This is a genomic window from Trinickia sp. (assembly GCF_051953405.1).
Taxonomy (GTDB): Bacteria; Pseudomonadota; Gammaproteobacteria; order Burkholderiales; family Burkholderiaceae; genus Trinickia.
In genome coordinates, this window is sequence record NZ_JBQCIV010000155.1 from 1 (window position 1) to 22869 (window position 22869).

Sequence of the window (22869 nt, forward strand, 5' to 3'; positions counted from 1 at the left end):
CACCGTCTCCGACAACCGCTTGACCGTCGCGACGCGTTCGCCGATCAGATCCACGCGCTCGGCCTCAGTACCGAGCGGCGCCGTGGCGTCGAAGTACGCCCGCCACGCGCGCTGCGCACGCGCAAGCGCCGGTCGCGCGCGAACCGGCAGCTTCTCCCGCAACGTGCGCTCGTAACGCCTCAAATCGAACTGCGCATGTTCGCAAGCCGCATCGACATTGCACGGCCGCATCCGCTCTTCATGCGCCCGTGCATCGTCGCTCTGCGCACGCGACGCCGTCGGGCTCGAAACGGCCGGCGCGTCCGCACCGACGCGGGCCCCTGAAGCCGCCCCCGCCCCCGAAATCGAGCCGGACGCCGCCAACGCCCCGGACGCCGCCGACGAAGCTGCCTGCACCGGCGGTGGCGGCGCAAAACGCGACGCGATATGCCGCAGCGCCAGCGCCCGATCGCGCACCGATTGCAGCATCACGTTCGCTTCGGTAATCGAATAGCTGCTGCCGCGCGTCGTCGCAAACACAGCGCGCAAGAGCGGCAGCTCTTCCTTACGCCAAGCGAGCCAATGGTTTTGGCTTTCCTGCCAGCCGCGCCGCGCCTCATCGGGCGCCGTGGCCGCAATCGAGCGCATCGCCGCATCGATCGCCGCTTGCCAGGCGTCGCGCGCGGCTTCGATACATTGCACCTGGCCCGGTGTCGACGAACGGTCGGCACGCGCGGAGCAATTTTGCATCGCCGTATCGATCGGGTCGGCGCGCGCCGCCTCGGCATGCGCCGCGAGCGGCGCGCCCAACAACGCGACGAGCAACGCGCCCGGCACGAGCGCTGCCGCGAACGCGCCGAGAAGAGTGTGCGACTTCGACATCGTCAGACGCGCACGCAATCGACGAAATACTCGGTACGCCCAGCTGACGTTTCCGCCACGAGGCCGTGAATATCCGTCGAGAACCCCGGGAAGCGCTCGTTGAATTCGCGCGCAAACCGCAAATAGTTGACGATCGTCTTGTTGAAACGCTCGCCCGGAATCAGCAGCGGAATACCGGGAGGGTACGGCGTCAACAAAATGCTCGTCACGCGCCCTTCGAGTTCGTCGATCGGCACGCGATCGATCTCGCGATGCGCGAGCTTCGCAAAGGCATCGGACGGCTTCATCGCCGGCTCCATATTCGACAGGTACATTTCCGTCGTCAGCCGAGCGATGTCGTTGGCGCGATAGACGCTGTGTATCGCCTGGCACAGATCGCGCAGCCCCATGCGCTCGTAGGCCGGATGCTGCGCGATGAATTCGGGCAGCACACGCCACAGCGGCTGATTCGTATCGTAATCGTCCTTGAACTGCTGCAGCTCGGTCACCATCGAGTTCCAACGGCCCTTGGTAATGCCGATCGTGAACATGATGAAGAACGAATACAGCCCCGTCTTTTCGACGATGATCCCGTGCTCGGCCAGGTACTTCGTCACGATCGCCGCCGGAATGCCCGTTTCGCCGAAGTCGCCGGCCATGTCGAGCCCCGGCGTCACGATCGTCGCCTTGATCGGGTCGAGCATATTGAAGCCGTCGGCAAGCGGCCCGAAGCCGTGCCACTGATCTTGCGCATGCAAGATCCAATCCTCGCGCGAACCGATACCTTCGTCGGCGAGCGCCTCCGGGCCCCAGACCTGGAAGAACCAATCCTCGCCGTACTCGGCATCGACCTTGCGCATCGCACGGCGAAAATCGAGCGCTTCCGCGATCGATTCTTCGACGAGCGCCGTGCCGCCGGGCGGCTCCATCATCGCAGCGGCGACGTCGCACGAGGCGATGATCGCGTATTGCGGGCTGGTCGACGTATGCATCAAATACGCTTCGTTGAAGCGGTGTCGATCGAACACGCCGTGTTCGGAATCTTGCACGACGATCTGCGAGGCCTGCGAAATGCCGGCGAGCAGCTTGTGCGTCGAGTGCGTGGCGAACACGAGCGCGCCTGTACGCGGGCGTCCGGCGCCGATCGCATGCATGTCCTGGTAAAACGGATGGAACTCGGCATGCGGCAGCCAGGCTTCGTCGAAGTGCAGCGTGTCGAGGAAATCGCCGAGCAACTCCTTGATCATCTCGACGTTGTACACCACGCCGTCGTACGTACTTTGCGTGATCGTCAGAATGCGCGGCTTCAGGTTCGGATTCTTTTCCAACGCCTCGCGCGCGAACGGGTTCGCCAAGATCTTCTTGCGAATGTTCTCGGGCTTGAATTCGTCGCGCGGGATCGGCCCGATGATGCCGAAGTTGTTGCGCGTGGGCGTGAGAAACACGGGGATCGCCCCCGTCATCGTGATCGCGTGCAGGATCGACTTGTGGCAGTTGCGGTCGACGACGACGATATCGCCCGGGGCAACCGTGGCGTGCCAGACGATCTTGTTCGAGGTCGAGGTGCCGTTCGTCACGAAGAACAAGTGATCCGCACTGAAGATGCGTGCGGCATTACGCTCGGATGCCGCCACGGGCCCGATGTGATCGAGCAGTTGGCCGAGTTCGTCGACAGCGTTGCACACGTCCGCGCGCAACATGTTTTCGCCGAAGAACTGATGGAACATTTGCCCGAGCGGGCTCTTCAGGAACGCGACGCCGCCCGAGTGTCCGGGGCAGTGCCACGAGTACGAGCCTTCGTCGGCGTATTTGACGAGTTCCTTGAAGAACGGCGGCGAAAGCGAATCGAGGTAGACCTTCGCCTCGCGCACGATGTGGCGCGCAACGAACTCGGGCGTGTCCTCGAACATGTGGATGAAGCCGTGCAGCTCGCGCAGGATGTCGTTCGGCAGATGGCGCGACGTGCGCGTTTCGCCGTACAGGAAAATCGGAATATCGGCGTTGCGCCGACGCACCTCGGTGACGAACGCACGCAATTCGAGAATCGCCGTCGCCAGCTCGGGCAGTTCCCCGTCCGGTCCCGTTTCGCCCAGCATGAGCTCATCGTCGTCGAGCGACAAAATGAAGCACGACGCGCGGCTCGATTGCTGCGCGAACGAAGTCAGGTCGCCGTAGCTCGTCAGGCCGAGCACTTCGACACCCTCCCCTTCGATCGCTTCCGCTAGTGCACGGATGCCCGAGCCGGAAATGTTCTCGGAGCGGAAATCTTCGTCGATGATGATGACGGGGAAACGAAACTTCATGGGCGAATTCTCCAAAGACTACAACCGCGGGCTCGGGGATTTCGCATCCCACGTGCCAGCGGCCACCGAAACTGCTTAGTCTCTCTGCGCTACGCGTCCGTTGTATGACGGTGCGAAATACGGCATTGCCGACTACGTCTTGGGCAGCGTCACGCCGTGCTGCCCCTGGTACTTCCCGCCGCGATCGGCGTACGACACGTCGCACACCTCGTCGCTCTCGAAAAACAGCACCTGCGCGACGCCTTCGTTCGCGTAGATTTTCGCCGGCAGCGGGGTGGTATTCGAGAACTCGAGCGTCACGTACCCTTCCCATTCGGGCTCGAACGGCGTCACATTGACGATGATCCCGCAGCGCGCATACGTCGATTTGCCGAGGCAAACGGTCAATACGTTGCGCGGAATGCGGAAGTATTCGACCGTGCGTGCCAGCGCGAACGAATTCGGCGGGATGATACACACATCGCCTTTGAAATCGACGAACGACTTTTCGTCGAAGTTCTTCGGGTCGACGATCGTCGAATTGATGTTCGTGAAGATCTTGAATTCGTCCGCGCAGCGGATATCGTAGCCGTAGCTGGACGTTCCGTAGCTGACGATCTTGCGGCCGTCGCTGGCAGCGCGCACCTGATCGGGCACGAACGGCTCGATCATCTTGTGCTGGTCGGCCATGCGCCGAATCCACTTGTCGGATTTGATGGTCATAAAAAGACGCTGAATAAAGCGGATTTACTGGCGGATCACGCCGCATGCGATCGCCGCGCCCACGCCGCGATCGGGAAATTCGGGATCGCTCGGCTCGCGCGCGACGAGCACCGAACGGCCCGCCACGGAGCGTATCCCGTCGAGCGAGACCTCGGTCGCGACGACGAAACCGGCCGCGACGCCCGTGGCATCCGCGTGGATGTTGCCGAGATCGCCCGCGCGCCGCACCCCGCTCTTGAGCCGATCGGCCGCCGGCGCGAACACGCCGCCCGCACTCGATCCGTCGGCCGCGTTGCAATCGCCGCGCTCGTGCACCTGCAAGGCGTGATCGCTGTTCGGCGGCAGCCCGACGAGGTTGTACGTCACCTGCACGCCGTCCGCGCGCTCGATGAACGTAACGGTGCCTCGCGCGCTATTGCCGACGGTGGGCAATACCTGCGCGTCCGCGCGTTTTTCGTGGGGGCCGAAGAAGGCCGCGCAGCCGCCGAGTGCCGCGCTTGCCAGCACCAGGCTGGCGACGACGATGCCCGAACGGCGGGTACGCCGCCCACCGGTTGTTTCTCTCATGCGATCCTCATGCCGACGGGCGGCGCACCGCGCGCCGCCGAGCCGGACTCAAGCGAAGGCGACATGATACCGCGACGCGCGCTCCCCAAGCACGATCGAGGCCCGATGCTGCTTGCGCGCAAGGGTCGGGCCGCTCGCGCGCTCGGACGCCGGTGCAGGAAGCGGCTCACGTGTCCTGAACGACGATGGTCGGGAACTTGGCGCTCATGTCGCGCGCGCGCTCGGCGATACGGATCGCCACTTTGCGCGCGATGGCACGATAGGTCTCGGCGATCGGCCCATGCGGATCGGCCACGACGCTCGGGTGGCCGCCATCGGCCTGCTCGCGGATGCCGATGTCGAGCGGCAAGCTGCCGAGCACCTCGACGCCGTATTCTTTCGCCATCCGCTCGCCCCCGCCCGCGCCGAAGATGTGCTCGGCGTGCCCGCAGTTCGAGCAGACGTGGATGCTCATGTTCTCGACTAGGCCGAGAATCGGCACGCCGACCTTCTCGAACATCTTCAGGCCCTTCTTGGCGTCGATCAACGCGATGTCCTGCGGCGTCGTGACGATGACGGCGCCCGTCAGCGGCACACGTTGCGCGAGCGTGAGCTGGATGTCGCCCGTGCCGGGCGGCATGTCGACCACGAGGTAGTCGAGTTCGCCCCAGTTCGTTTGACGCAGCAGTTGCTCCAGCGCCGAGGTGGCCATCGGGCCGCGCCAGACCATCGGATTGTCCTGATCGACGAGAAAGCCGATCGAATTGGCCTCGATTCCGTGCCCTTTCATCGGGTTCATCGATTGGCCGTCGGGCGATTCGGGACGGCCTTCGATCCCGAGCATCATCGGCAGCGAGGGCCCGTAGATATCGGCGTCGAGAATCCCGACCGACGCCCCCTCGCTCGCCAGCGCGAGCGCGAAATTGACGGCCGTCGTGCTTTTGCCGACGCCGCCCTTGCCCGACGCCACGGCCACAATGTTCTTGACCTTCGGCAACAGCTTCACGCCTGGCTGCACCGTGTGCGCGACGATCGAGGTCGAGACCGAAATCTCGGCCCGTTCGACACCCGGCACTTGCAATAGCGCTTGCTCGACGATGGCGCGCAGGGCGTCGAACTGACTCTTGGCCGGATAGCCGAGCACCACCTCGGCGCGCACGAGCGCACCTTCGACGCCGACGTTCTTGACACCCTTACCCGCCATGAACGGCTTACCCGTATTGGGATCGGTGACGGCCGCGAGGGCGGCGTCGACCAAGGCCCGATCAATACTCATCGATTCGACTCCGAGGGGACAGCGAGCGCGGCGCCTGGCGAAAGCGGCGGCGCCCGCGGAAATGTTGCGGCAAAACAATGAGATATCTCATGTCGTTGCCAAAAAATGGGTTGCCGAACGCCTGCGCGCGGCGGCCGAACGGACACAGGGCCGCCTCGGTACCCACAGCCACTATTGTAGTGGCAAGCGATGGGGCGCGCCGCCGTTGGCCGGTGTACCGCCAGCGCTCACCGGATATTGCGCCGCCCTCGCGCGCACGATCGCCCCCTTGCCAGAAAGGAAATGAACATGAATGCAAGAATCGTCCCCCGAGTGACTGTTTGGGCCGTTGCGGTCGCGCTCGCCGCGGGCTGCGCATCGCAGCAAGGCAACGACGCGCTGGTGGGTGCCGGAGCCCTCGGGGCGCTCGGCGCCGCGGTAGGCGGGGCCGTCGCCGGGGCCAAGGGCGCGGCCATAGGCGGTGCGGTCGGCTTGGCCACCGGCGGCGCTGCCGGCGGTTACTGGAACGACATCAGTAGCCGACTATTCGGCAAGGCCCACAACACCACGGCCCAGGTGACCCAGCAGCCGGATTCCGTCCGCGTAATGGTGCCGATCAATTCGTGTACGCGAAAGAAAGGCTGCACGCTCGACGCGTCGAGTTCCGCCGTGCTCGCCCAGGTAGCGCAGGAGATGAAGGCGAACTCGACGCTCATCGCCGACATCAGCGGCTTCTCGGATGCGTCGGGAACGCAGGCGTCCAACGAACGCGTGTCGTTGCAGCGTGCGCAAACTGTGCAGAGCTTTCTCACGCGGCTAGGCGTTGCGCCGGACCGCATCGGGAGCGTCGCCGGAAAGAGCGACACGTCGCCGATCGTCGATAACAACTCCCCGGATGCTTGGAAGAACCGGCGCGCCGAAATCTACTTGCGTTCGTCCGGCGCAGGCGCCGCGCAGCCGTGCACGGGAGCGCAATGTCCGCAAGCGTCGGAATAGGCGCGCAAGGCGCGGTTCTTCTCGACCGGAAGCGGTCCTCTCTCTAGTGCGATCGACTGGGCGCGACGCGTGCGGCAAGCGTGAGCGCTCGGCGAAATTGAAAGAAAGTGTTGCGCCCCATTGCCAAAGGCGGCCCGGGCGGGCAATTTCGCGCAGCGGCGAACTCGCGTAGCGGCGAGCGATCCAACCGCCGCAGCGACGCTTCGTAGGCACTATTGTAGTGGTTAGCGGGACGCGCTCCGCGACGCGGCAATCGTACCGGTCGGTCCGGCCGGCGGCGATATCGGCCGCGTTGCGCGTGCGCTCGCTTTCGAGAGAGGACATGAACATGAACGCAAAAATCGTCACCCGCCTCACCGTCTTCGCCCTCGCCGGCTCGATTCTCGCCGGCTGCGCGACGCAGCAGCAATCCAATACAGCAACGGGCACCGGGATCGGCGCCGCGCTCGGCGCCGGCATCGGCGCGCTGGCCGGCGGCGGCAAGGGTGCGGCCATCGGCGCGGGCGTGGGCGCCTTGGCCGGCGGCGTCACGGGCTATAACTGGCAAACCATCCGCAACAAGCTTTCGGGCGCGTCGAAGGGCACCGGCACGCAGATCACCGAGCAGCCGGACGGCTCGCTCAAGCTGAACATTCCGAGCAATGTGACCTTCGCCACCGACAGCTACCAGATCAATCCGAGCTTGTATGCCACGCTGAACGAATTGGCGACGCAAATGAATCAAAATCCCCGGGTGGTCGCGCAGATCCGCGGGTATACCGACAGCACCGGCAGCGCTTCGTATAACCAGACGTTGTCCGTCAACCGGGCGCAGAGCGTGGCGACGTACTTGAGCCAGCACGGCGTCCAACCCGACCGGCTGCAAGCCGAGGGCTTCGGCGCCAGCAACCCGATCGCAGACAACAACACGGCGGCGGGCCGCGAACAAAATCGCCGGGTGGAGATTTATCTGCGCGCGATGGCGCAACAGACGCAATAAGGAGAAGGGGCCGCCGAGCCGGGCGCTAGCGTAGCGCGCCGATGCCGGCAGAAGCCAGCGGCGGCGGCTCGAAAAACAGCGACGGAAGGCGGCGAGAAGGCGGCGAGAAGGCGCCGGTAAACGATTCGAAAATTTTTCGAACTCGGCGGCATTTCTCTTGTCTGTATGTTCGGTACGTGGCTGGCCAACGCCGCTGCGTCACCATTCTCCTCTTGTCGTTGTTGCTCCGGGGCCGAACGCCCCGGTTTTTTTTGCCCATTCTTTGCCGCGGCGCCTCGTTCTCGCTCGATCCCATGCTGGATCATCGAATTATCGAGATAGACATCCCGCTTCTGTCCCGCCATTCCTCCCAAGCGCAGCCTGCGCGCATCGCTCATAACGGCGGACTTTGCGCCAGCCGGTCCCAGGCATCGCCGATGAGCGGCGCGTCCGTCCGGGTCTCAAGCCAACAAGCTGCCCCGCCACGAAGCACCCGCTTTAGCCCCATTCGCGAATTTCCGGATGCGCCGGCGGCGAGCGCGGTGCGCGCGATCCTCCGGGCGGCGCGCCGGTGCCTGCTAAAATCGACGCTTTCCCTCAAGCAGCAACCTTCCAATACGCCCATGACCGTATCCGCCCCTCATTTCGCCGCGCAAGCCGGCGCGGGCGCCGCCCGCCGCCGCATTCTCGTGACGTCCGCTCTGCCCTACGCGAACGGACAGATCCACCTCGGCCATATGGTCGAGTTCATCCAGACGGACGTCTGGGTGCGCGCGATGCGAATGCACGGACATGAGGTGTACTACGTCGGCGCAGACGACACGCACGGCACGCCGATCATGCTGAGCGCCGAAAAGGAAGGCATTACGCCGAAGCAACTGATCGACCGCGTCTGGCGCGAGCACACGCGCGATCTCGGCAACTTCTTGATTTCGTTCGATAACTATTATTCGACCGATTCCGAGGAAAACAAAACGCTGTGCGAGACGATCTACGGCAAGCTCCAGCAAGCGGGCCTCATCGACGCTCGCGAAATCGAGCAAGCGTACGACCCCGTCAAGGAAATGTTCCTGCCCGATCGCTTCATCAAGGGCGAGTGCCCGAAATGCGGTGCGAAGGATCAATACGGCGATAGCTGCGAGGTGTGCGGCTCGACTTACCAGCCGACCGATCTGGTCAATCCGTATTCGGCCATTTCCGGTGCCACGCCCGTGCGCCGCAAATCGATGCACTACTTCTTCCGCCTGTCCGATTCGCGCTGCGAGAATTTCCTGCGCGGGTGGGTGAGCGGCCTCGCTCAGCCCGAGGCGACGAACAAGATGCGCGAATGGCTCGGGGAAGCAGGCGAGGCCAAGCTCGGCGATTGGGACATCTCCCGCGACGCGCCCTACTTCGGTTTCGAGATTCCGGGCGCGCCCGGCAAGTATTTCTACGTTTGGCTCGATGCGCCGGTGGGCTACTACGCGAGCTTCAAGAAGCTCGCCGAGCAACGCGGCCTCGATTTCCAAGCGTGGATCGAGCCCGGCTCGAGCACGGAGCAATACCACTTCATCGGCAAGGACATCCTGTATTTCCACACGCTGTTCTGGCCGGCGATGCTCGAATTCGCGGGCTATCGCACGCCGACGAACGTGTTCGCGCACGGTTTCCTAACGGTGGACGGCGCAAAGATGTCCAAATCGCGCGGCACCTTCATTACGGCAAACAGCTATATCGAGACGGGCCTGAACCCCGAATGGCTGCGCTACTACTTCGCCGCGAAGCTGAACGCGACGATGGAAGATCTCGATCTGAATCTCGACGACTTCCTGGCCCGCGTGAATAGCGACGTGGTGGGCAAGTACGTGAACATCGCAAGCCGCGCGGCCGGCTTTCTCATCAAGCGCTTCGATGCCCGGATACAAGACGCAGCGATGGGCCATCCGCTGCTGGCGACACTGCGTGCGGCGATCCCGCAAATCGCAGCCCATTACGAAGCGCGCGAATACAGCCGCGCCGTGCGCCAGACGATGGAACTCGCCGACGCCGTGAACGCCTACGTCGATACGGCCAAGCCCTGGGACCAGGCGAAGGATCCGGCGAATGCCGCCTTGCTGCACGAGACGGTCAGCGTCAGCCTGGAAGCATTCAGGCTGCTGTCGATTGCGCTCAAGCCCGTGCTGCCGGCGCTGGCCGCCAAGGTCGAGGCGTTCCTCGGCGTCGCCCCGCTCGCCTGGGCCGATGCCGATACGCCGCTGTCGTCCCAGCAGCCCATCAATGCGTATCAACACTTGATGACACGCATCGACGTCAAGCAGCTCGAAGCGCTCGTCGCGGCCAATCGCAGCTCCTTGCTGCCGACCGAAACCGGTGCGGCAGCAGCAAGCGCTACCGCTGCCACGGCCTCCTCGGCCACGGACAGCAAAGCCAAGCGCAAAGCCGCTGCCCCGGCAGGCGACGAGCCAAGCGAGACGATCTCGATCGACGATTTCGCAAAGATCGACCTGCGCGTCGCGCTGATCGTCGATTGCCAAGCCGTCGAAGGGTCGGACAAGCTGCTGCAACTGACGCTCGACGTGGGCGAGGCCAAGACGCGCAACGTGTTTTCGGGCATCAAGTCGGCCTATCGTCCCGAAGATTTGGTGGGCAAGCTGACGGTGATGGTGGCGAATCTCGCCCCGCGCAAGATGAAATTCGGCCTGTCCGAAGGGATGGTGCTCGCCGCCTCGAGCGCCGACGAGAAGGCCGAACCGGGCCTTTACATCCTCGAGCCGAATAGCGGCGCGAAGCCCGGCATGCGCGTGCGCTAAGCGGCGAACCGGCAAGGCGGCCGCCTGCGGGTGGCCGCCTGTGCACCGCTTAGCCGCCGGTCGGCGGATCGACGCGGCACCAAGCCTCACAAGCGGTATAAGCGGCGGTATAAGCGGCACGAACAGCACAAACGGCACCCGCCGAACCTCACTCGGCAAAGAGTTCCTGGAGCCCCGTACCGTCGAACTCGTCGCCGAATGCCACCTTGCGCCGGCCCACGACGTGCATCCCCGGCTCGGGCAGATAGCTGAATTTCACACAGATCGCTTTCGTCTTGTCGGGGGACTCCTCGACCCCGGGCCGCAGAATCCGACGCGTGCGCTCAGCGATCGTGCTGAGTGACGAACCCAAATTGCCCCAATTTCTCAAGAGATCGTTGGTCGCAGCCGATACCACCACATTCGCCGCGCCAACTACGGGATAGTTCATCGGCGTGACTTCACGCCTTTGCTTCGGCGGTTTGTAGCGCGAAACGCGCATGTAGATGTGCGGTAAATCCGAAATCGAATTTTCGATCCCGATCTTCGCGTTATGTTGGAAAAATCTAAGCACTTGCGCGCGGCTGCCGATGAGGACGAGCGGCCTGCGCGCATCGCCGTGTTCCGAGAATTGGTACCAGCCGCGGCTGTTCGGGATCGCCCTCTTTAGCGAGCCGCGGTCCTCCACCATCGAGCCGCAGCTACCGAACTTCACCTGCGAAAGGGGCCATCGCCACATGTGCAAGGTCGACATTGCTCATCTCCTACGATTGAATTGAGAGCAAATCAGACCACGTTACCTACGGCCGGGGCACGTTCATTTTTCGCAAATGTAGGCCCGCATCGTCACCACGGCCAGCGGTCGAAGCGCCGCGTGAAGTTGATGTCGACGCCTTGGAAGGTGCCCGTGTAAAGCAACACCGACCAGAAGCGCGACAGATTCACCGTGGCCTTGAATGCATTGCTGGCCGATTGCAGCCCCTGTTCGTAGCCGAGCACGAGCCGGTCGTTGATCGCCTTGGACAGCATCACGACCTGCGAATCGGTCAACCCGACGTCGCTGCGGCCCACCGAGAACTCGTCGAGCCCGAACGTCTGCGCCACCCGCTTGCCCGTGGCGCTGCCCAGCAGCGCGAGCGCCGTCGTCATCGAGCTTTGCTGGCTCAGGTTGTTGCCTTGATCCGTTCCATGGCCGAACAACAGCCACGAAAGCTTCTCATTGTCGGGTACGTTCGGTTCCGAGACGAGCTTGACGACCGGCGTGCGCACCGTACCCGTCACTTGTACGCCGGCTTCCACCTCCTGATTGCGGCGCATGGCGAGGATGTTGACGCCCGGGTTCGCCACGGGGCCGTTAAACGTGAAATAGCCGTTCTCGATCGCGAGCTTGCGGCCGAACGACGTATACGTCGAGCCCTCCGTCACGCGCACGTTGCCGATCGCGCGCAGCGGCTGATTCGGCGCCGACAGCGCGGTCACGGTGCCGCGCAGGCCGAGATCGGCGCCCTGACCGCGGAAACGGAAATCCCGGCCGAGGTCGATATCCACGCTCGCGCGCGGCGCGAACCGGCCGACCGGCTTGTTCGTCGACTCGGCCGGCGGCGGTGGCGAGCCGCGCACGAAACCGTGATCGCTGACGATCACGACATCGTCGGATAAACGCGGCGCGCGTTGCTCGGGCAGATCGAACAGCGCATGGTCGACCGTGAACTTGCCGTCGATGTCGAGCCCGCCGGCCGCGCCGCCGTTGGCCATCGTCGCGCTGCCCGACAGCGACAACTGCCGGTCGGGCGCGGCGAACAGTTCGAGCTTGTCGGCCACGATCCGCGCCGTCAGGTCGGGCTCGGCGCTATCGAGCCGGATGCGCCCCGTCGCGCGCACGGTGCCGTTGCCGCCATGGAACTCCACGCGCTGAAAATCCACGAGGTTCTCGGTCAACGCCACCCGTACGATGCCGTCCTTGAGCTGAATGCCTTGGTCGACGAGCGTGGCCGATAGGTCGTCGCCGACGAGCGCGCCGGAGACCGTCGGCTTCGCCCGGGTGCCGGCTACCACGAGGTTCAGCGCGACGTGCCCGTCGAGCACGTAGCTGGGGCCGAACAATCCCCCGGTCGCCTTCAAAGCGGGAATCTCGAAGGCGAGCTTGCCGGCGAGCGGGGCATCGGCGGCTAGCCCGAGCAGGCCGCCGCGGGCCGGATCGGGCGAGAGGCTCGCCCCGATCGTGGCATCGAGCGTGCCGACGCGATTGGCCGCCGCGTGCGCGGTCGCAACCATCCGCCCGCCCGTGAAATCGACCCGCGCCGAGAGCGCCGTCATGCCGAATGCCGCCGTGCCATAGCCTGTCGAGAGCGTCGCATCGCCGCTGCGGCGTTCGACGCGTGCGTAGCCGCTCGCCGTGCGTCCCACATCGAAGTCCCAATCGGCCGCCAACACGAGATCGCTCGATAAGCGCGAGGGCTGGCCCGTCAACATCTGCCGGATCGCGATAAGCCGCGCCGCCGACAAATTCGAGGCGCTACCGGCCGAGCGGATCGCGCCGTGGTCGTAGACAAACGATTTGAGATCGATCGTGGCGCCTTCGAGGCTCAGCCGTGTCGGCCCGAGCGTCGTACGCCCGCTGCCGGCCGACACGGCCACCGGGGCCTGCAGTTGCAGCGCGGGCATGCCTCGGTTCGCCAAGCGGGCGAGCATGCCGTCCCAACGCGTGCCGTCGCGCGTATCGGTCAGCGCGCCGGTGCCCGCGAGCATCATATCGACGGGACGCCCAAGCACGGTGCCCTTCGCTTGCGCGTCGAACGTATGTTTCCCGCGCGTGCCCGCGACACGGGCCGTCATCGTCGACAAGTCGACCGCTCCCGCATGGATGTCGCGCGCATCGGCCGTGAATTCGAGCGCGCCCGTCGCACCGTCGCGAATCCGCGCACTGCCCGTCGCGCTCCCGATCCGGTTCTGACCGATCGCCACTGCATGGGCGTCATAGCGCAGCGTCACGTCGGGATGGGCGATCGAGCCGGTCAGATCGCCATCGGCAAGAACGGTACCGGACACGCCGAAGCCCAGCCGTTCGAGCTGCGGCGCGTCCACATGAAAGCGCAGGCGATCGCCGGGCCCGCCGAAGCTTCCATGCAGCTCGACGTCGTTGCCCGCGATCGACAGCTTGGCGTCGCTCGGAAGAAGGCGCGTGCCGGCAAGCTGGACTGTCCCCGCGCCGGTCAGCGGATAGCCGTCGTAGACGCTGTCGCCCAGTTCGAACCGGACCTTCGTCGATAGCGACGGCGCGAGCGCACCCACGGCACTGAAGCGGCCCGTGATGCGTGCCTCGGGCAGTTTGGCCGCTCCCCGTGCGGACCTTGCGGCAGGGGCAGCGACGGCGCCCGGCCCCGCACCGTGCGGCGAGCGTGCCGCTGGCGCCGTGGGGCGCGCCGTCGGCAGCGTAGCCGCCGCGAGTCGCCGCGGATCGAAATTCGTCAGCGTCGCGCTCACGTCATAGCTATCGCGCGCATCGTGCTCCAGTGCGCCTTTGAGTTCGAGGCGGCCGTCGCCGGCGTCGATACGTACGTCGTGCAGCGCTAGCCGGGCATGCTCGAACGCCACGTGGGCCCGCGCGCGCAGGCGCGCCGCCGCATCGGCGAGGTCGAGCGAGAGCGAGGACGTAGGCCCGTCCAGCCCAATCGCGATCGGCCCGGACAGCGATGTCGGTCGTACATAGGGGGTGAGCGTCGTCAAATCGAGCGCATGCGCGATCAACTCCAAACGCCCGCGCCCATGCGCGAACGTGCCGCTTCCCGTCAACGCGGCGCCGCGCAGCAAGCGCGCATCGAGCTGCCGGATCCGTTGCTCGTGCTCGTCGAGCCGTACCTCGGCATGCGCTTCGATGAGCGGTAGGCGATGTTCGTCGAGTTGCCCCGGTGTCGCATTGGCGATGCGAACGGGCCCGGCGACGACGAGCGGCCCGCCTCCTGCCACCGGCGCGAGCGTCGCGACAAGCGAGAGATCGGCCTGCGGTGCGCCGGCGCTCAGCGCGCGCGGATCGACGTGATCGAACGCAATGGTCGCCCGCTTGAGCGGCACGGGCGCGAACGGCGTCGCCTCGATATGCGCGCGTCCGGCCAGCTTCATCCCGCTCGCGGCGACATCGGCCGTGAGCGATTCGAGCGTGCCGGAAAGGTGCGCCTGTAGCTCGGCTGGGGCTCCCTCGAGCGCACCGGAAGCGCTCAAGGCCCCGGTCAGCGGGAACGGCCGCGCCCCGTCGAGCGCGAGCTGGGCCGCGAGCGCGCCATAAGCCGTGTCGACGCCGTCGATCGACACCGTGTGGCGGCGTCCGTCGCTGCGCCCGCGGACACGCAAGCGGTCGATCTCGGTCGTCGTCGCGCCGTTATGCACGCGCAGCCTGTCCACCGCAAGCGAACGCACGTCGAGTTGGATCGGCAAGCGCAGATCGGCGGGCAGCCGCATCGGCGTCTTGCTGGCCGACGGCGCCATCCGCGCATCGATCGTCCCCGCTTCCAACCGATCGACGGTGAGCCGCCAAGGCGAACGCGTCAGCGCCCAGCGGCCCGAGAGACGATCGATGCGGATATCGGTGGGCGGCGCGCCGGCCGCGAGCGCCGGTTCGTGCCAGCGCAGATCGGCCAGGCGCACCCCGCGCGCGAGCGTGCCGCCTTCGAACGTACCCGACAGCCGCGGTCCCATGGCCGCGACCGCGGCCTGCCAGACAAGCCGAGTGCCCGGCTCCGTGGCGATCGCACCATAAAGCCCCGCAACGATGCCCCCCCCGATCAGCGCCAACGTCAGCGCCGTCCATGCAAGCACGCGCAGGCCGCGCCGCTTGCGATGCGGGGCATTAGGACCACGCGGCGGATGCGGCTCGGGCGCCTCGTCGGAGCCGCCCGGCGGCGGTGCACCGCTCCCGCCCGCCTGCGATGCATCGGCGTCGGGGATCGGTTCGTTCGGCGGGGGCGGCGAATCGTGTGTCATCCGAGGTCTAGGCGATGCGTAAATAGGAAGTCAATGGAGCGTCAATCGGGAGTCAAAACGCAATGCCGAGCGTGAGGTACGGCCGCACGCTGCGATTGCGGGTACCGTACGCCAGATCGACGTTGATCGGACCGACCGGACTGCGCCAGCGCACGCCGATCCCGGCGCCCGGATAAATGACACGCTCGCTCCAGGTATCCGTCGCCGTGCCGACGTCGTAGAACACCGCGGCCCCCCAATCGTGCGTGAACCAGTGCTGATACTCGGCGGTGGCCGTGATCAGGTACTTCGTCGGCAACACCGACCCATCGACCGTATTGCCGATGCTTTGGAAACCGTAACCGCGTACCGAATTGGAGCCACCCGCCCGGAACAGCAGCGACGCCGGAATACCGCTCGAGCTGCCGCTCGTCAAGACGCCACCGAATTCCGCGCGCACGAGCAGCAGGTCCCGCTTGAAAAGCGGCACGTACTGCTCGCCGCGCGCATAGCCACGCATGAACGTCTGGTCGGTCGCGGCGCCCTTCACGGCGAAACCCGCCTCGACGTGCACGAGGTTGCCCTTGCGCGGGAACAGCGGATCGTCGACGTGGCGGCGCGTCCACGACCATTGCGGCACCAGCGCGTGGCTCGTCGTCGGACCGGCTGCGTTTTGGTCGAGACGATCGGCGTAGTACTGGATGGAGTACGCGTAGTCGATGAACTGCGCGGTGCGCGTGCGCTGCAAGCCAGCTCGCGCACTGTAGATGTTCGTGCCCGACACTTGCGTGCTCGTGTACGAAGCGAGCGCGCTGTTGACCCAGCCGCGCTGCCCCGGCGGCATCGACAATTGAACCTGGCCGTACTGCTGGATCTGATCGAGACGGCCTTGGACCGAGAACGGCCACGCGGCGCCGAACGTATCGAGATAGCTATACGAGCCTTGCACATGCGCGCCGGTATCGGTGGCGTAGCCGACGCCCCCGCGCACGTTGTTGTAGGGATATTCGCTCACCTTCACGTGAACGGGCGTGCCGTTCGGCTTCGCGATGTCGTCGCCGACGTCGATCGCCACGCTCGCGTAGTAAGGCGTGTTCTGCAATTGCCGCTGCAGCTCGGCGATGCGCTCAGCGTCGTAAATCTCGCCGACCGACAGCGGATTGACGTTGGTCACGATGCGGCCGGGGTAGCGCCGCACGCCCGAGACGTCGAGCGGGCCGAGCGTAAAAGTCGGGCCGCTGTCGAACGCGACGCTCAGCGCCGCTTGCCGGGTGTGCGGATCGATGCGCGCTTGCGAGCGGACGATCTTCGCGCCGAGGTAGCGGCGCGCCTGCAAAGCCTTGAGCGCAGCCTCCTTCGCATCTCTCCATCCCGCCTGGGTGAACGGGTCGCCGGTGTGCAGCGAAAACGCGAATCGCGCCGCGTTCTCCTGCTTCGGCGATTCGTCGCGCACGGGCCCCTCGAACGTCAACGCAACCGATGCGACCGTGGTTCGCGGCCCCGGATCGACATGCACGGTGACGGCTTTCTGGCCTTTGCGGCCCGCGTGCACGTCGGTGCGCACGATCGGGGAAAAGTAGCCGTCGGTGGCGGCCAGATCCCGCACTTGCTGCGGCGTGGCGGTCACGAGGAAGTCGAATTGATCGTCGGTGACGTCGCTGCGCGAGGCGAAGCGCGCAAGGTCCAGATGCTTCTCGAGCAGCTTGCGCATGGGGCGCGGCGCATCGATCGCGATGTCGTACTTCGCCGCCGCGGGCCACGAGGCGCAGGCCAGTAGCGCGCCCAGGGCGAGCGACGGCCAAGCCGGCCTGCGCGCCGGTGCCGCGCGGCCGCGGCCACGCACGATACAAAACGAGACGATCACGGCTCCCCGCAAACGATACCTCCTCAGATTGAAAGACGGCTAAGCGCGATCAGCTCAGACGAAAACGAAAGCGATCATTTGAACATAACGTCCGTCGATCGAGCCACTCGCCGATCGATCGTCGGACGCACGGGCGGCGACACGGCAAAACGCCGATCTCGCTCGCACCGATGCGCTCGCGGCGAACGGCCCAGCCGCTCGCACGGACCGCGCCGCCCGCGGGCACCCAACCGCCCCCGCCCGGCAAGGTTCGCGTGCCCGCTTTCGACGCTGTGCAGCCTGCGGTGTTCCGCATCGGGCGGCATGCGCTAAAATCGCACCTTGCGCGAGCGGCACGGGTGTCGCTCTGTCCCTATTTTCAGGATTGCCGAATCATGTTGTATCAATCGGATATCACGCAGTTCATCAATCAGCTCAAACAGCAAAAACCGTCGCTGGAAGACGAACAGCGCCGCGGCCGCGCGCTCTTGTGGGACAAGCAGCCGATCGATCTCGAAGAGCGTTCGTCGCAGCAGCAGGCACGCGTGCAACAAACGCCGTACGTCTACTACCAGAACTTCTGAACGTGACCGCCGCCGACGAAGGGCGGCGCGGCCAGGCGTCCGATGCGGCGCTCACCGCGCCCGCGACCGACACGACGCCCGACACCGTCGACGGCATCGCTTTCGCGCGCCTGTATGGCGAGCCGCTGTTCAAGCTGCCGCAGGATTTGTATATCCCGCCCGACGCCCTCGAGGTTTTCCTCGAGACGTTCGAAGGTCCGCTCGATCTGTTGCTGTACCTGATCCGCAAGCAGAACTTCAACGTGCTCGACATCCCGATGGCGGACGTGACGGCGCAATACCTCGGCTACGTCGAACAGTTGCGCAAGACGAACCTCGAACTCGCGTCCGAGTATCTGCTGATGGCCGCGATGCTGATCGAGATCAAGTCGCGCATGCTCCTGCCGGTGAAGAAGGCCGATACAGGCGAAGAGGCCGAGGATCCGCGCGCGGAACTCGTGCGGCGGCTGCTCGAATACGAGCGCATGAAGCTGGCGGCGCAGCAGCTCGATCGGCTGCCGCAGCTCGGGCGCGATTTTCTGCGCGCCGAAGTCTATATCGAGCAAAGCGTGGCTCCGCGGTTTCCCGACGTCGCGATGGACGATCTTCGCGCGGCTTGGGCGGATGTGTTGGGACGGGCGAAACTCGTCCAGCATCACAAGATCTCGCGCGAGGAACTCTCGGTGCGCGAGCACATGAGCTTGATCTTGCGGCGCCTGCAGAACGTGCGCTTCGTCGAGTTCTCCGAACTGTTCGACGTGACGCGCGGCGTCCCCGTCGTCGTCGTCAATTTCATCGCCATGCTCGAGCTGGCGCGGGAATCGCTGATCGAAATCACCCAACCCGAACCGTTCGCCCCGATCTACGTCCGTCTCGCTTACTTGCCCGCCTAGCGCGCGCAACGCGAACGCGATTTCGACGGTGCCCTCTCATGTCACGCGCCGTCAAATCCACTACAATCGGCGCGCCTTCAACCCGCAGTGCGTCGCCCGCGCCAGTCTTGCCACCATGAAAGTCATCAGTTCGATCCAGGAATTGCGCGATCAGTTGCGCGGCCAAAACCGTACGGCGTTCGTCCCGACGATGGGCAACCTGCACGAAGGCCATTTGTCGCTCATGCGGCTTGCACGTCAGCACGGCGATCCGGTCGTCGCGAGCATCTTCGTCAATCGTCTGCAGTTTGGGCCGAATGAAGACTTCGACAAATACCCGCGCACGCTCGAAGCCGATATCGAGAAGCTGCAAAAGGAAAACGTCTACGTGCTGTTCGCGCCCACCGAGCGCGACATGTACCCGCAGCCGCAGGAATACCGCGTCCATCCGCCGCACGATCTCGGCGACATTCTCGAGGGCGAATTCCGCCCCGGGTTCTTCACGGGCGTGTGCACGGTCGTCATGAAGCTCATGTCGTGCGTACAGCCGCGCGTCGCCGTGTTCGGCAAGAAGGATTACCAGCAGCTCATGATCGTGCGGCAGATGTGCCAACAGTTCGCCCTGCCGACCGACATCGTGGCAGCCGAAACCGTGCGCGACACGGACGGGCTCGCGCTGAGTTCGCGCAACCGCTATCTCACCGAAACGGAACGCGCCGAGGCGCCGATGCTCGCGCACACGCTCGCGCGCGTGCGCGAGGCGGTGCTCCGCGGCCGGCGCGATTTCGCGGCGATCGAGCGCGAAGCGATCGAAGCGCTCGCGGCGCGGGGCTGGCAACCCGATTACGTGGCGGTGCGCAAGCGCTCGGACCTCATCGCGCCGGCCGCCCACGAGCTAGAGGCGCCGCTCGTCGTGCTCGCGGCCGCCAAGCTCGGCGCAACGCGCCTCATCGACAACCTCGAAATCTGACGCCGTCCCACGGCGGCAAATCTGACGCCGTCCCACGGCGGCAAAACCGACGCCGCCCCGGGGCGACAATCGGCTGAAGCAAAGGAACCGACCATGCAGCGACACATGTTGAAATCGAAGATCCACCGCGCCGTCGTGACGCACTGCGAGCTTCATTACGAAGGCTCGTGCGCGATCGACGAGGACTTGCTCGACGCGTCGGGCATCGTCGAAAACGAGCGCATCGACATCTGGAACGTCAACAACGGCGAGCGCTTTTCGACCTATGCGATCCGCGGCGAACGGGGCAGCGGCATGATCTCGCTGAACGGCTCGGCCGCGCGCCGCGCGCAACTCGGCGATCTCGTCATCATCGCGGCGTTCGCGATCGTGGACGAGGCCGAACTAAAAGCCGGCTGGGAGCCGAAGCTCGTGTTCGTCGACGAACGGAACAAGGCCAAGAGCAGCCGCGGCCACGTGCCCGTCCAGAGCTGGAGCTGAACGCGCGGGCAGCAAGCGCTTACTTCGCGACCCAGGCCGTAATCGGCTCCCACTGTTCCAAGTCTTTCTCGACTCGGCTCTGGGGCACGTCCCAGAGCGTGAGCCCGTGCGCCGCGAGCTGCACGTAGTTCTGCGTATCGCGCAGGAAGCCCAGCACGGGCAACTCGAGGCTTTCCACGAAGCGATGGAGCTGCTCGGCCGAACGCGTGCGCGCATCGACGCGCATGCCCACCACGCCTACTTCGATCATTCCCTTGCGCACGGCCTTTTCCTTGGCCAGGCGTTCGAGGAAATGCTGGGTGGCGAGGATGTCGAACATCGACGGCTGCAGCGGCACCACGACCTTATCGGCCAGCTCGAGCGCCGCGGCCAGCCGCACGCCGTGCAATCCCGCCGGCGTATCGATAACGGCGCGCTCCAAGCCCTTGGGCGGCTTGGCCGGCGCGTCCGGATCGACGTTCCACGTCTCGATGGGCGGCAATCCTTCCGGCCGCAGGGCCAGCCATCCGTGGGACGATTGCTGCCGATCGAGGTCGGCCAGCGCCACCCATTCGCCGTTCGCCGCGAAGGCGCCCGCCAAGTTCGTCGACAACGTGCTCTTACCCACGCCGCCTTTGGGGTTCGCTACCACGATCACCGTCATGAACACTCCCGAGTAGAAGGCCGCCTACCGCAGCCGGTTAGCCGGTTATGGCCGTTTAATCTCAACAAACAGCGCGACTCCCGATAATATCGGCAAATTCGGCCACAAGGAGGCTCACTCGATGTCGACTTTACGCTCCGATTGCACGATCGAGACGCTCCACGAGCGTCAGCAAGGCTCGCTGCCCGAGCTGCTCGGCGTGCGCGTCGTCGCGCTCGCCCAAGGCACCCTGACGGGCAAGCTGGCCGTGCGCCCGCAATTGCTCGCACCCAACGGCTACCTGCACGCGGCAACCGTGATCGGCCTGGCCGATACCTGCTGCGGCTATGCTTGCCTGGCGCATCTTCCCGAAGGCGCGAGCGGATTCACGACGATCGAACTCAAGAGCAACTTCCTTGGCACCTGCCGGGCGGGCACGGTGCGCGCGGTGGCGTCCGCGGTTCACCTGGGCCGCAGCACGCACGTATGGGACGCCTCCGTGTTCGATCCGGACGGCCATACGATCGCGCTCTTCCGTTGCACGCAGATGATCCTCAAATAGGCCCGAATGTCGGTCCATTGCCCAGCGGGCGGCGGCGCGCGAGGTCCCGCTCCCGCATGCGGCACTGTACGGCGCGCGGAGCCTCGCTACAATCGTGCGATGACCGCACCCGATCTTACCTTCGTCCTCGGCGGCGCCCGCTCGGGCAAAAGCCGCCACGCCGAGCAGCTTGCGCACACGCGAGCCTCGCGCCTAGCCTCCCCTGTCACCTATATCGCCACCGCGCGTCATACCGGCGACGCGGAATTCTCGGCACGCATCGCGCACCACCGCGCACGGCGGCCTGCCCATTGGGGCCTCGTCGAAGCCGACCTCGATCTCGCTAGCGCGATCGCAGAGTCGGACGACGGCCGCACCTGCATCCTCGTCGACTGTCTGACGCTCTGGCTCGCCAATGTGATATGCCCGGCCGAGGGCGAGCCGTGCGACGACGGCGCGGCAAGGATGGACGCGCTCGAAGCGGCGCTCGCTCGCGCGCGCGGCCCCATCATCGTCGTCAGCAACGAAATCGGGATGGGCGTCGTGCCGATGGGCGCGATGACGCGTCGATACGTCGACGAACTCGGGCGCCTCAATCAACGCGTGGCCGCGCTTGCGCGAGCGGTGACATTGATGGTGGCCGGGCTGCCGATGACGGTCAAAAGCGAGCATCCGCAATGAGGCCGTTCGAACGCTCCCGCGCGGTGGGATACGCGCCTTCGATCGCGCTCGCCTTCAGCGCCGCAATCGCGAGCGCGCCCTACGCCCATGCGGCGATTTCGGTGACCGACGATGCCGGCGAACGCGTCACGCTGGCCGCGCCCGCCCAGCGAGTGGTAGCGCTGGCGCCCCACGCCGTCGAGCTGGCTTATGCGGCCGGCGGCGGGGCGAAGCTCGTCGGCGCCGTGTCGTATAGCGACTATCCGAGCGCCGCGAAGGCGTTGCCGCGAGTGGGCACGAACACCGCGCTCGATCTCGAGCGGATCGTCGCGCTCAAGCCGGATTTGGTGATCGTCTGGCGCCACGGCAACGGCGAGCGCCAGCTGGACCGCCTGCGCGCGCTAGGGATCCCGCTTTATCACAGCGAGCCGCGCAAGCTCGATGCCGTCGCGGCCGACCTCATTGCGCTCGGCACGCTCATGGGCACCGCCGAGCAGGCGCAAGCGGCCGCCGCCGACTACCGTGCCAAGATCGCCGCGCTGCGCGCCCGCTATGCGGGACGCTCGCCCGTCAGCGTGTTTTACGAAGTATGGGCCGATCCGTTGATGACGCTGAGCGGCGCGCATATCGTCAGCGATGTCATCGCTTTGTGCGGCGGGCGCAACGTTTTCGCGCATCTCGCCCCGCTCGTGCCGACGGTGTCGACCGAGGCCGTCGTGGCCGCGGACCCGGAGGCGATCGTCACGGCGAGCCAAGGCGCCACGCGCGCCGACGCGCCGCTGCCGAGCCTGGCGGCATGGCGGGCGTGGCCGCGCATGACGGCCGTCGCGCGCGGCAACCTGTTCGCGATCGACGGCGATCTCATCACGCGGCCGGGCCCGCGCCTCGCGCAAGGCGCCGAGCAGTTGTGCCGCGATCTGGACCTCGCGCGCGAACGCAGACCCGGCGCGAGCGCGGCGGGGGCCCGCTGAGCCCAGCGCGATCGGTCGGTACG

The 22869-nt window shown here is 65.7% G+C and carries 19 protein-coding genes; 10 read left to right on the top strand and 9 right to left on the bottom strand.

Annotation, left to right across the window (positions count from 1 at the left end):
• The 5 genes from ACTHN9_RS27970 to apbC all read right to left on the bottom strand — a co-directional run.
• A partial coding sequence (locus ACTHN9_RS27970; RefSeq protein WP_440540083.1) for a lysozyme inhibitor LprI family protein occupies positions 1-861 on the bottom strand: 861 nt, incomplete at its 3' end.
• Positions 862-863: 2 nt separating this feature from the next.
• Complete coding sequence (locus tag ACTHN9_RS27975; protein WP_440540084.1) at positions 864-3143, bottom strand: Orn/Lys/Arg decarboxylase N-terminal domain-containing protein; 2280 nt, start codon at positions 3141-3143, stop codon at positions 864-866.
• A gap of 132 nt (positions 3144-3275) precedes the next feature.
• Positions 3276-3845, bottom strand: a complete 570-nt coding sequence (gene dcd, locus ACTHN9_RS27980; protein ID WP_440540085.1) for a dCTP deaminase — start codon at positions 3843-3845, stop codon at positions 3276-3278.
• A gap of 24 nt (positions 3846-3869) precedes the next feature.
• Positions 3870-4412 carry a superoxide dismutase family protein gene (locus ACTHN9_RS27985; RefSeq protein ID WP_440540086.1) on the bottom strand — a complete coding sequence of 181 codons (543 nt, stop codon included), beginning with the start codon at positions 4410-4412 and terminating at the stop codon, positions 3870-3872.
• A gap of 166 nt (positions 4413-4578) precedes the next feature.
• On the bottom strand, positions 4579-5667 hold the full coding sequence (gene apbC / locus ACTHN9_RS27990; RefSeq protein ID WP_440540087.1) for an iron-sulfur cluster carrier protein ApbC: 1089 nt from the start codon (positions 5665-5667) through the stop codon (positions 4579-4581).
• 288 nt (positions 5668-5955) lie between these two features.
• Between apbC and ACTHN9_RS27995 the strand changes: the two genes are divergently transcribed.
• The 3 genes from ACTHN9_RS27995 to metG all read left to right on the top strand — a co-directional run bounded on the left by ACTHN9_RS27995 (position 5956) and on the right by metG (position 10389).
• A complete protein-coding gene (locus tag ACTHN9_RS27995) occupies positions 5956-6642 on the top strand; it encodes an OmpA family protein (RefSeq protein WP_440540088.1) in 687 nt (228 codons plus the stop codon).
• Positions 6643-6970: 328 nt separating this feature from the next.
• A complete protein-coding gene (locus tag ACTHN9_RS28000; protein ID WP_440540089.1) occupies positions 6971-7621 on the top strand; it encodes an OmpA family protein in 651 nt (216 codons plus the stop codon).
• A 602-nt stretch (positions 7622-8223) separates the two neighbouring features.
• A complete protein-coding gene (gene metG, locus ACTHN9_RS28005) occupies positions 8224-10389 on the top strand; it encodes a methionine--tRNA ligase (RefSeq protein WP_440540090.1) in 2166 nt (721 codons plus the stop codon).
• A 148-nt stretch (positions 10390-10537) separates the two neighbouring features.
• Here the strand turns inward: metG and ACTHN9_RS28010 are convergent, their stop codons facing one another.
• From ACTHN9_RS28010 to ACTHN9_RS28020, 3 genes are all read right to left on the bottom strand, one after another.
• Entirely contained in the window at positions 10538-11122 is a 585-nt protein-coding gene (locus ACTHN9_RS28010; RefSeq protein WP_440540091.1) for a hypothetical protein, read from the bottom strand.
• Positions 11123-11214: 92 nt separating this feature from the next.
• Positions 11215-15345 (bottom strand): translocation/assembly module TamB domain-containing protein, encoded by a 4131-nt coding sequence (locus ACTHN9_RS28015; protein WP_440540092.1) that lies wholly within the window; start codon positions 15343-15345, stop codon positions 11215-11217.
• A 52-nt stretch (positions 15346-15397) separates the two neighbouring features.
• Positions 15398-17200, bottom strand: coding sequence for an autotransporter assembly complex protein TamA (locus ACTHN9_RS28020; RefSeq protein ID WP_440540093.1), 1803 nt, complete (start codon positions 17198-17200; stop codon positions 15398-15400).
• A gap of 362 nt (positions 17201-17562) precedes the next feature.
• On the opposite strand from ACTHN9_RS28020, the gene ACTHN9_RS28025 reads away from it, so the two are divergent.
• The 4 genes from ACTHN9_RS28025 (at position 17563) to panD (ending at position 20052) form a co-directional block, all read left to right on the top strand.
• Positions 17563-17751: a DUF3460 family protein gene (locus ACTHN9_RS28025; protein WP_440540094.1), complete on the top strand. Its 189-nt coding sequence runs from the start codon at positions 17563-17565 to the stop codon at positions 17749-17751.
• A 2-nt stretch (positions 17752-17753) separates the two neighbouring features.
• On the top strand, positions 17754-18623 hold the full coding sequence (locus ACTHN9_RS28030) for a segregation and condensation protein A (protein ID WP_440540095.1): 870 nt from the start codon (positions 17754-17756) through the stop codon (positions 18621-18623).
• Positions 18624-18738: 115 nt separating this feature from the next.
• A complete protein-coding gene (panC, locus tag ACTHN9_RS28035; protein ID WP_440540096.1) occupies positions 18739-19572 on the top strand; it encodes a pantoate--beta-alanine ligase in 834 nt (277 codons plus the stop codon).
• Positions 19573-19665: 93 nt separating this feature from the next.
• Positions 19666-20052 (top strand): aspartate 1-decarboxylase, encoded by a 387-nt coding sequence (gene panD, locus ACTHN9_RS28040; RefSeq protein ID WP_440540097.1) that lies wholly within the window; start codon positions 19666-19668, stop codon positions 20050-20052.
• Between the two features lie 19 nt (positions 20053-20071).
• Here the strand turns inward: panD and ACTHN9_RS28045 are convergent, their stop codons facing one another.
• The gene (locus tag ACTHN9_RS28045; RefSeq protein WP_440540098.1) at positions 20072-20695 is read right to left on the bottom strand and encodes a ParA family protein; all 624 of its coding nucleotides are present in this window, start codon (positions 20693-20695) and stop codon (positions 20072-20074) included.
• Between the two features lie 121 nt (positions 20696-20816).
• Between ACTHN9_RS28045 and ACTHN9_RS28050 the strand changes: the two genes are divergently transcribed.
• The 3 genes from ACTHN9_RS28050 (at position 20817) to ACTHN9_RS28060 (ending at position 22846) form a co-directional block, all read left to right on the top strand.
• Complete coding sequence (locus tag ACTHN9_RS28050) at positions 20817-21236, top strand: PaaI family thioesterase (protein ID WP_440540099.1); 420 nt, start codon at positions 20817-20819, stop codon at positions 21234-21236.
• A 99-nt stretch (positions 21237-21335) separates the two neighbouring features.
• The gene (gene cobU, locus ACTHN9_RS28055; protein ID WP_440540100.1) at positions 21336-21896 is read left to right on the top strand and encodes a bifunctional adenosylcobinamide kinase/adenosylcobinamide-phosphate guanylyltransferase; all 561 of its coding nucleotides are present in this window, start codon (positions 21336-21338) and stop codon (positions 21894-21896) included.
• The gene (locus tag ACTHN9_RS28060) at positions 21893-22846 is read left to right on the top strand and encodes a cobalamin-binding protein (RefSeq protein WP_440540101.1); all 954 of its coding nucleotides are present in this window, start codon (positions 21893-21895) and stop codon (positions 22844-22846) included. The genes cobU and ACTHN9_RS28060 overlap by 4 nt, the downstream gene beginning before the upstream one ends.
• Positions 22847-22869: the final 23 nt, after the last annotated feature.

Bases quoted from the DNA above. Each gene is read 5' to 3' on its own strand.
- ACTHN9_RS28010 (WP_440540091.1), bottom strand. From the start codon at position 11,122: ATGTCGACCTTGCACATGTGGCGATGGCCCCTTTCGCAGGTGAAGTTC.
- ACTHN9_RS28060 (WP_440540101.1), top strand. From the start codon at position 21,893: ATGAGGCCGTTCGAACGCTCCCGCGCGGTGGGATACGCGCCTTCGATC.
- ACTHN9_RS28015 (WP_440540092.1), bottom strand. From the start codon at position 15,345: ATGACACACGATTCGCCGCCCCCGCCGAACGAACCGATCCCCGACGCC.
- metG (WP_440540090.1), top strand. From the start codon at position 8,224: ATGACCGTATCCGCCCCTCATTTCGCCGCGCAAGCCGGCGCGGGCGCC.
- panD (WP_440540097.1), top strand. From the start codon at position 19,666: ATGCAGCGACACATGTTGAAATCGAAGATCCACCGCGCCGTCGTGACG.
- panC (WP_440540096.1), top strand. From the start codon at position 18,739: ATGAAAGTCATCAGTTCGATCCAGGAATTGCGCGATCAGTTGCGCGGC.
- ACTHN9_RS28045 (WP_440540098.1), bottom strand. From the start codon at position 20,695: ATGACGGTGATCGTGGTAGCGAACCCCAAAGGCGGCGTGGGTAAGAGC.
- apbC (WP_440540087.1), bottom strand. From the start codon at position 5,667: ATGAGTATTGATCGGGCCTTGGTCGACGCCGCCCTCGCGGCCGTCACC.
- ACTHN9_RS27985 (WP_440540086.1), bottom strand. From the start codon at position 4,412: ATGAGAGAAACAACCGGTGGGCGGCGTACCCGCCGTTCGGGCATCGTC.
- ACTHN9_RS27995 (WP_440540088.1), top strand. From the start codon at position 5,956: ATGAATGCAAGAATCGTCCCCCGAGTGACTGTTTGGGCCGTTGCGGTC.
- ACTHN9_RS28050 (WP_440540099.1), top strand. From the start codon at position 20,817: ATGTCGACTTTACGCTCCGATTGCACGATCGAGACGCTCCACGAGCGT.
- ACTHN9_RS28000 (WP_440540089.1), top strand. From the start codon at position 6,971: ATGAACGCAAAAATCGTCACCCGCCTCACCGTCTTCGCCCTCGCCGGC.
- cobU (WP_440540100.1), top strand. From the start codon at position 21,336: ATGACCGCACCCGATCTTACCTTCGTCCTCGGCGGCGCCCGCTCGGGC.
- dcd (WP_440540085.1), bottom strand. From the start codon at position 3,845: ATGACCATCAAATCCGACAAGTGGATTCGGCGCATGGCCGACCAGCAC.
- ACTHN9_RS28025 (WP_440540094.1), top strand. From the start codon at position 17,563: ATGTTGTATCAATCGGATATCACGCAGTTCATCAATCAGCTCAAACAG.
- ACTHN9_RS27975 (WP_440540084.1), bottom strand. From the start codon at position 3,143: ATGAAGTTTCGTTTCCCCGTCATCATCATCGACGAAGATTTCCGCTCC.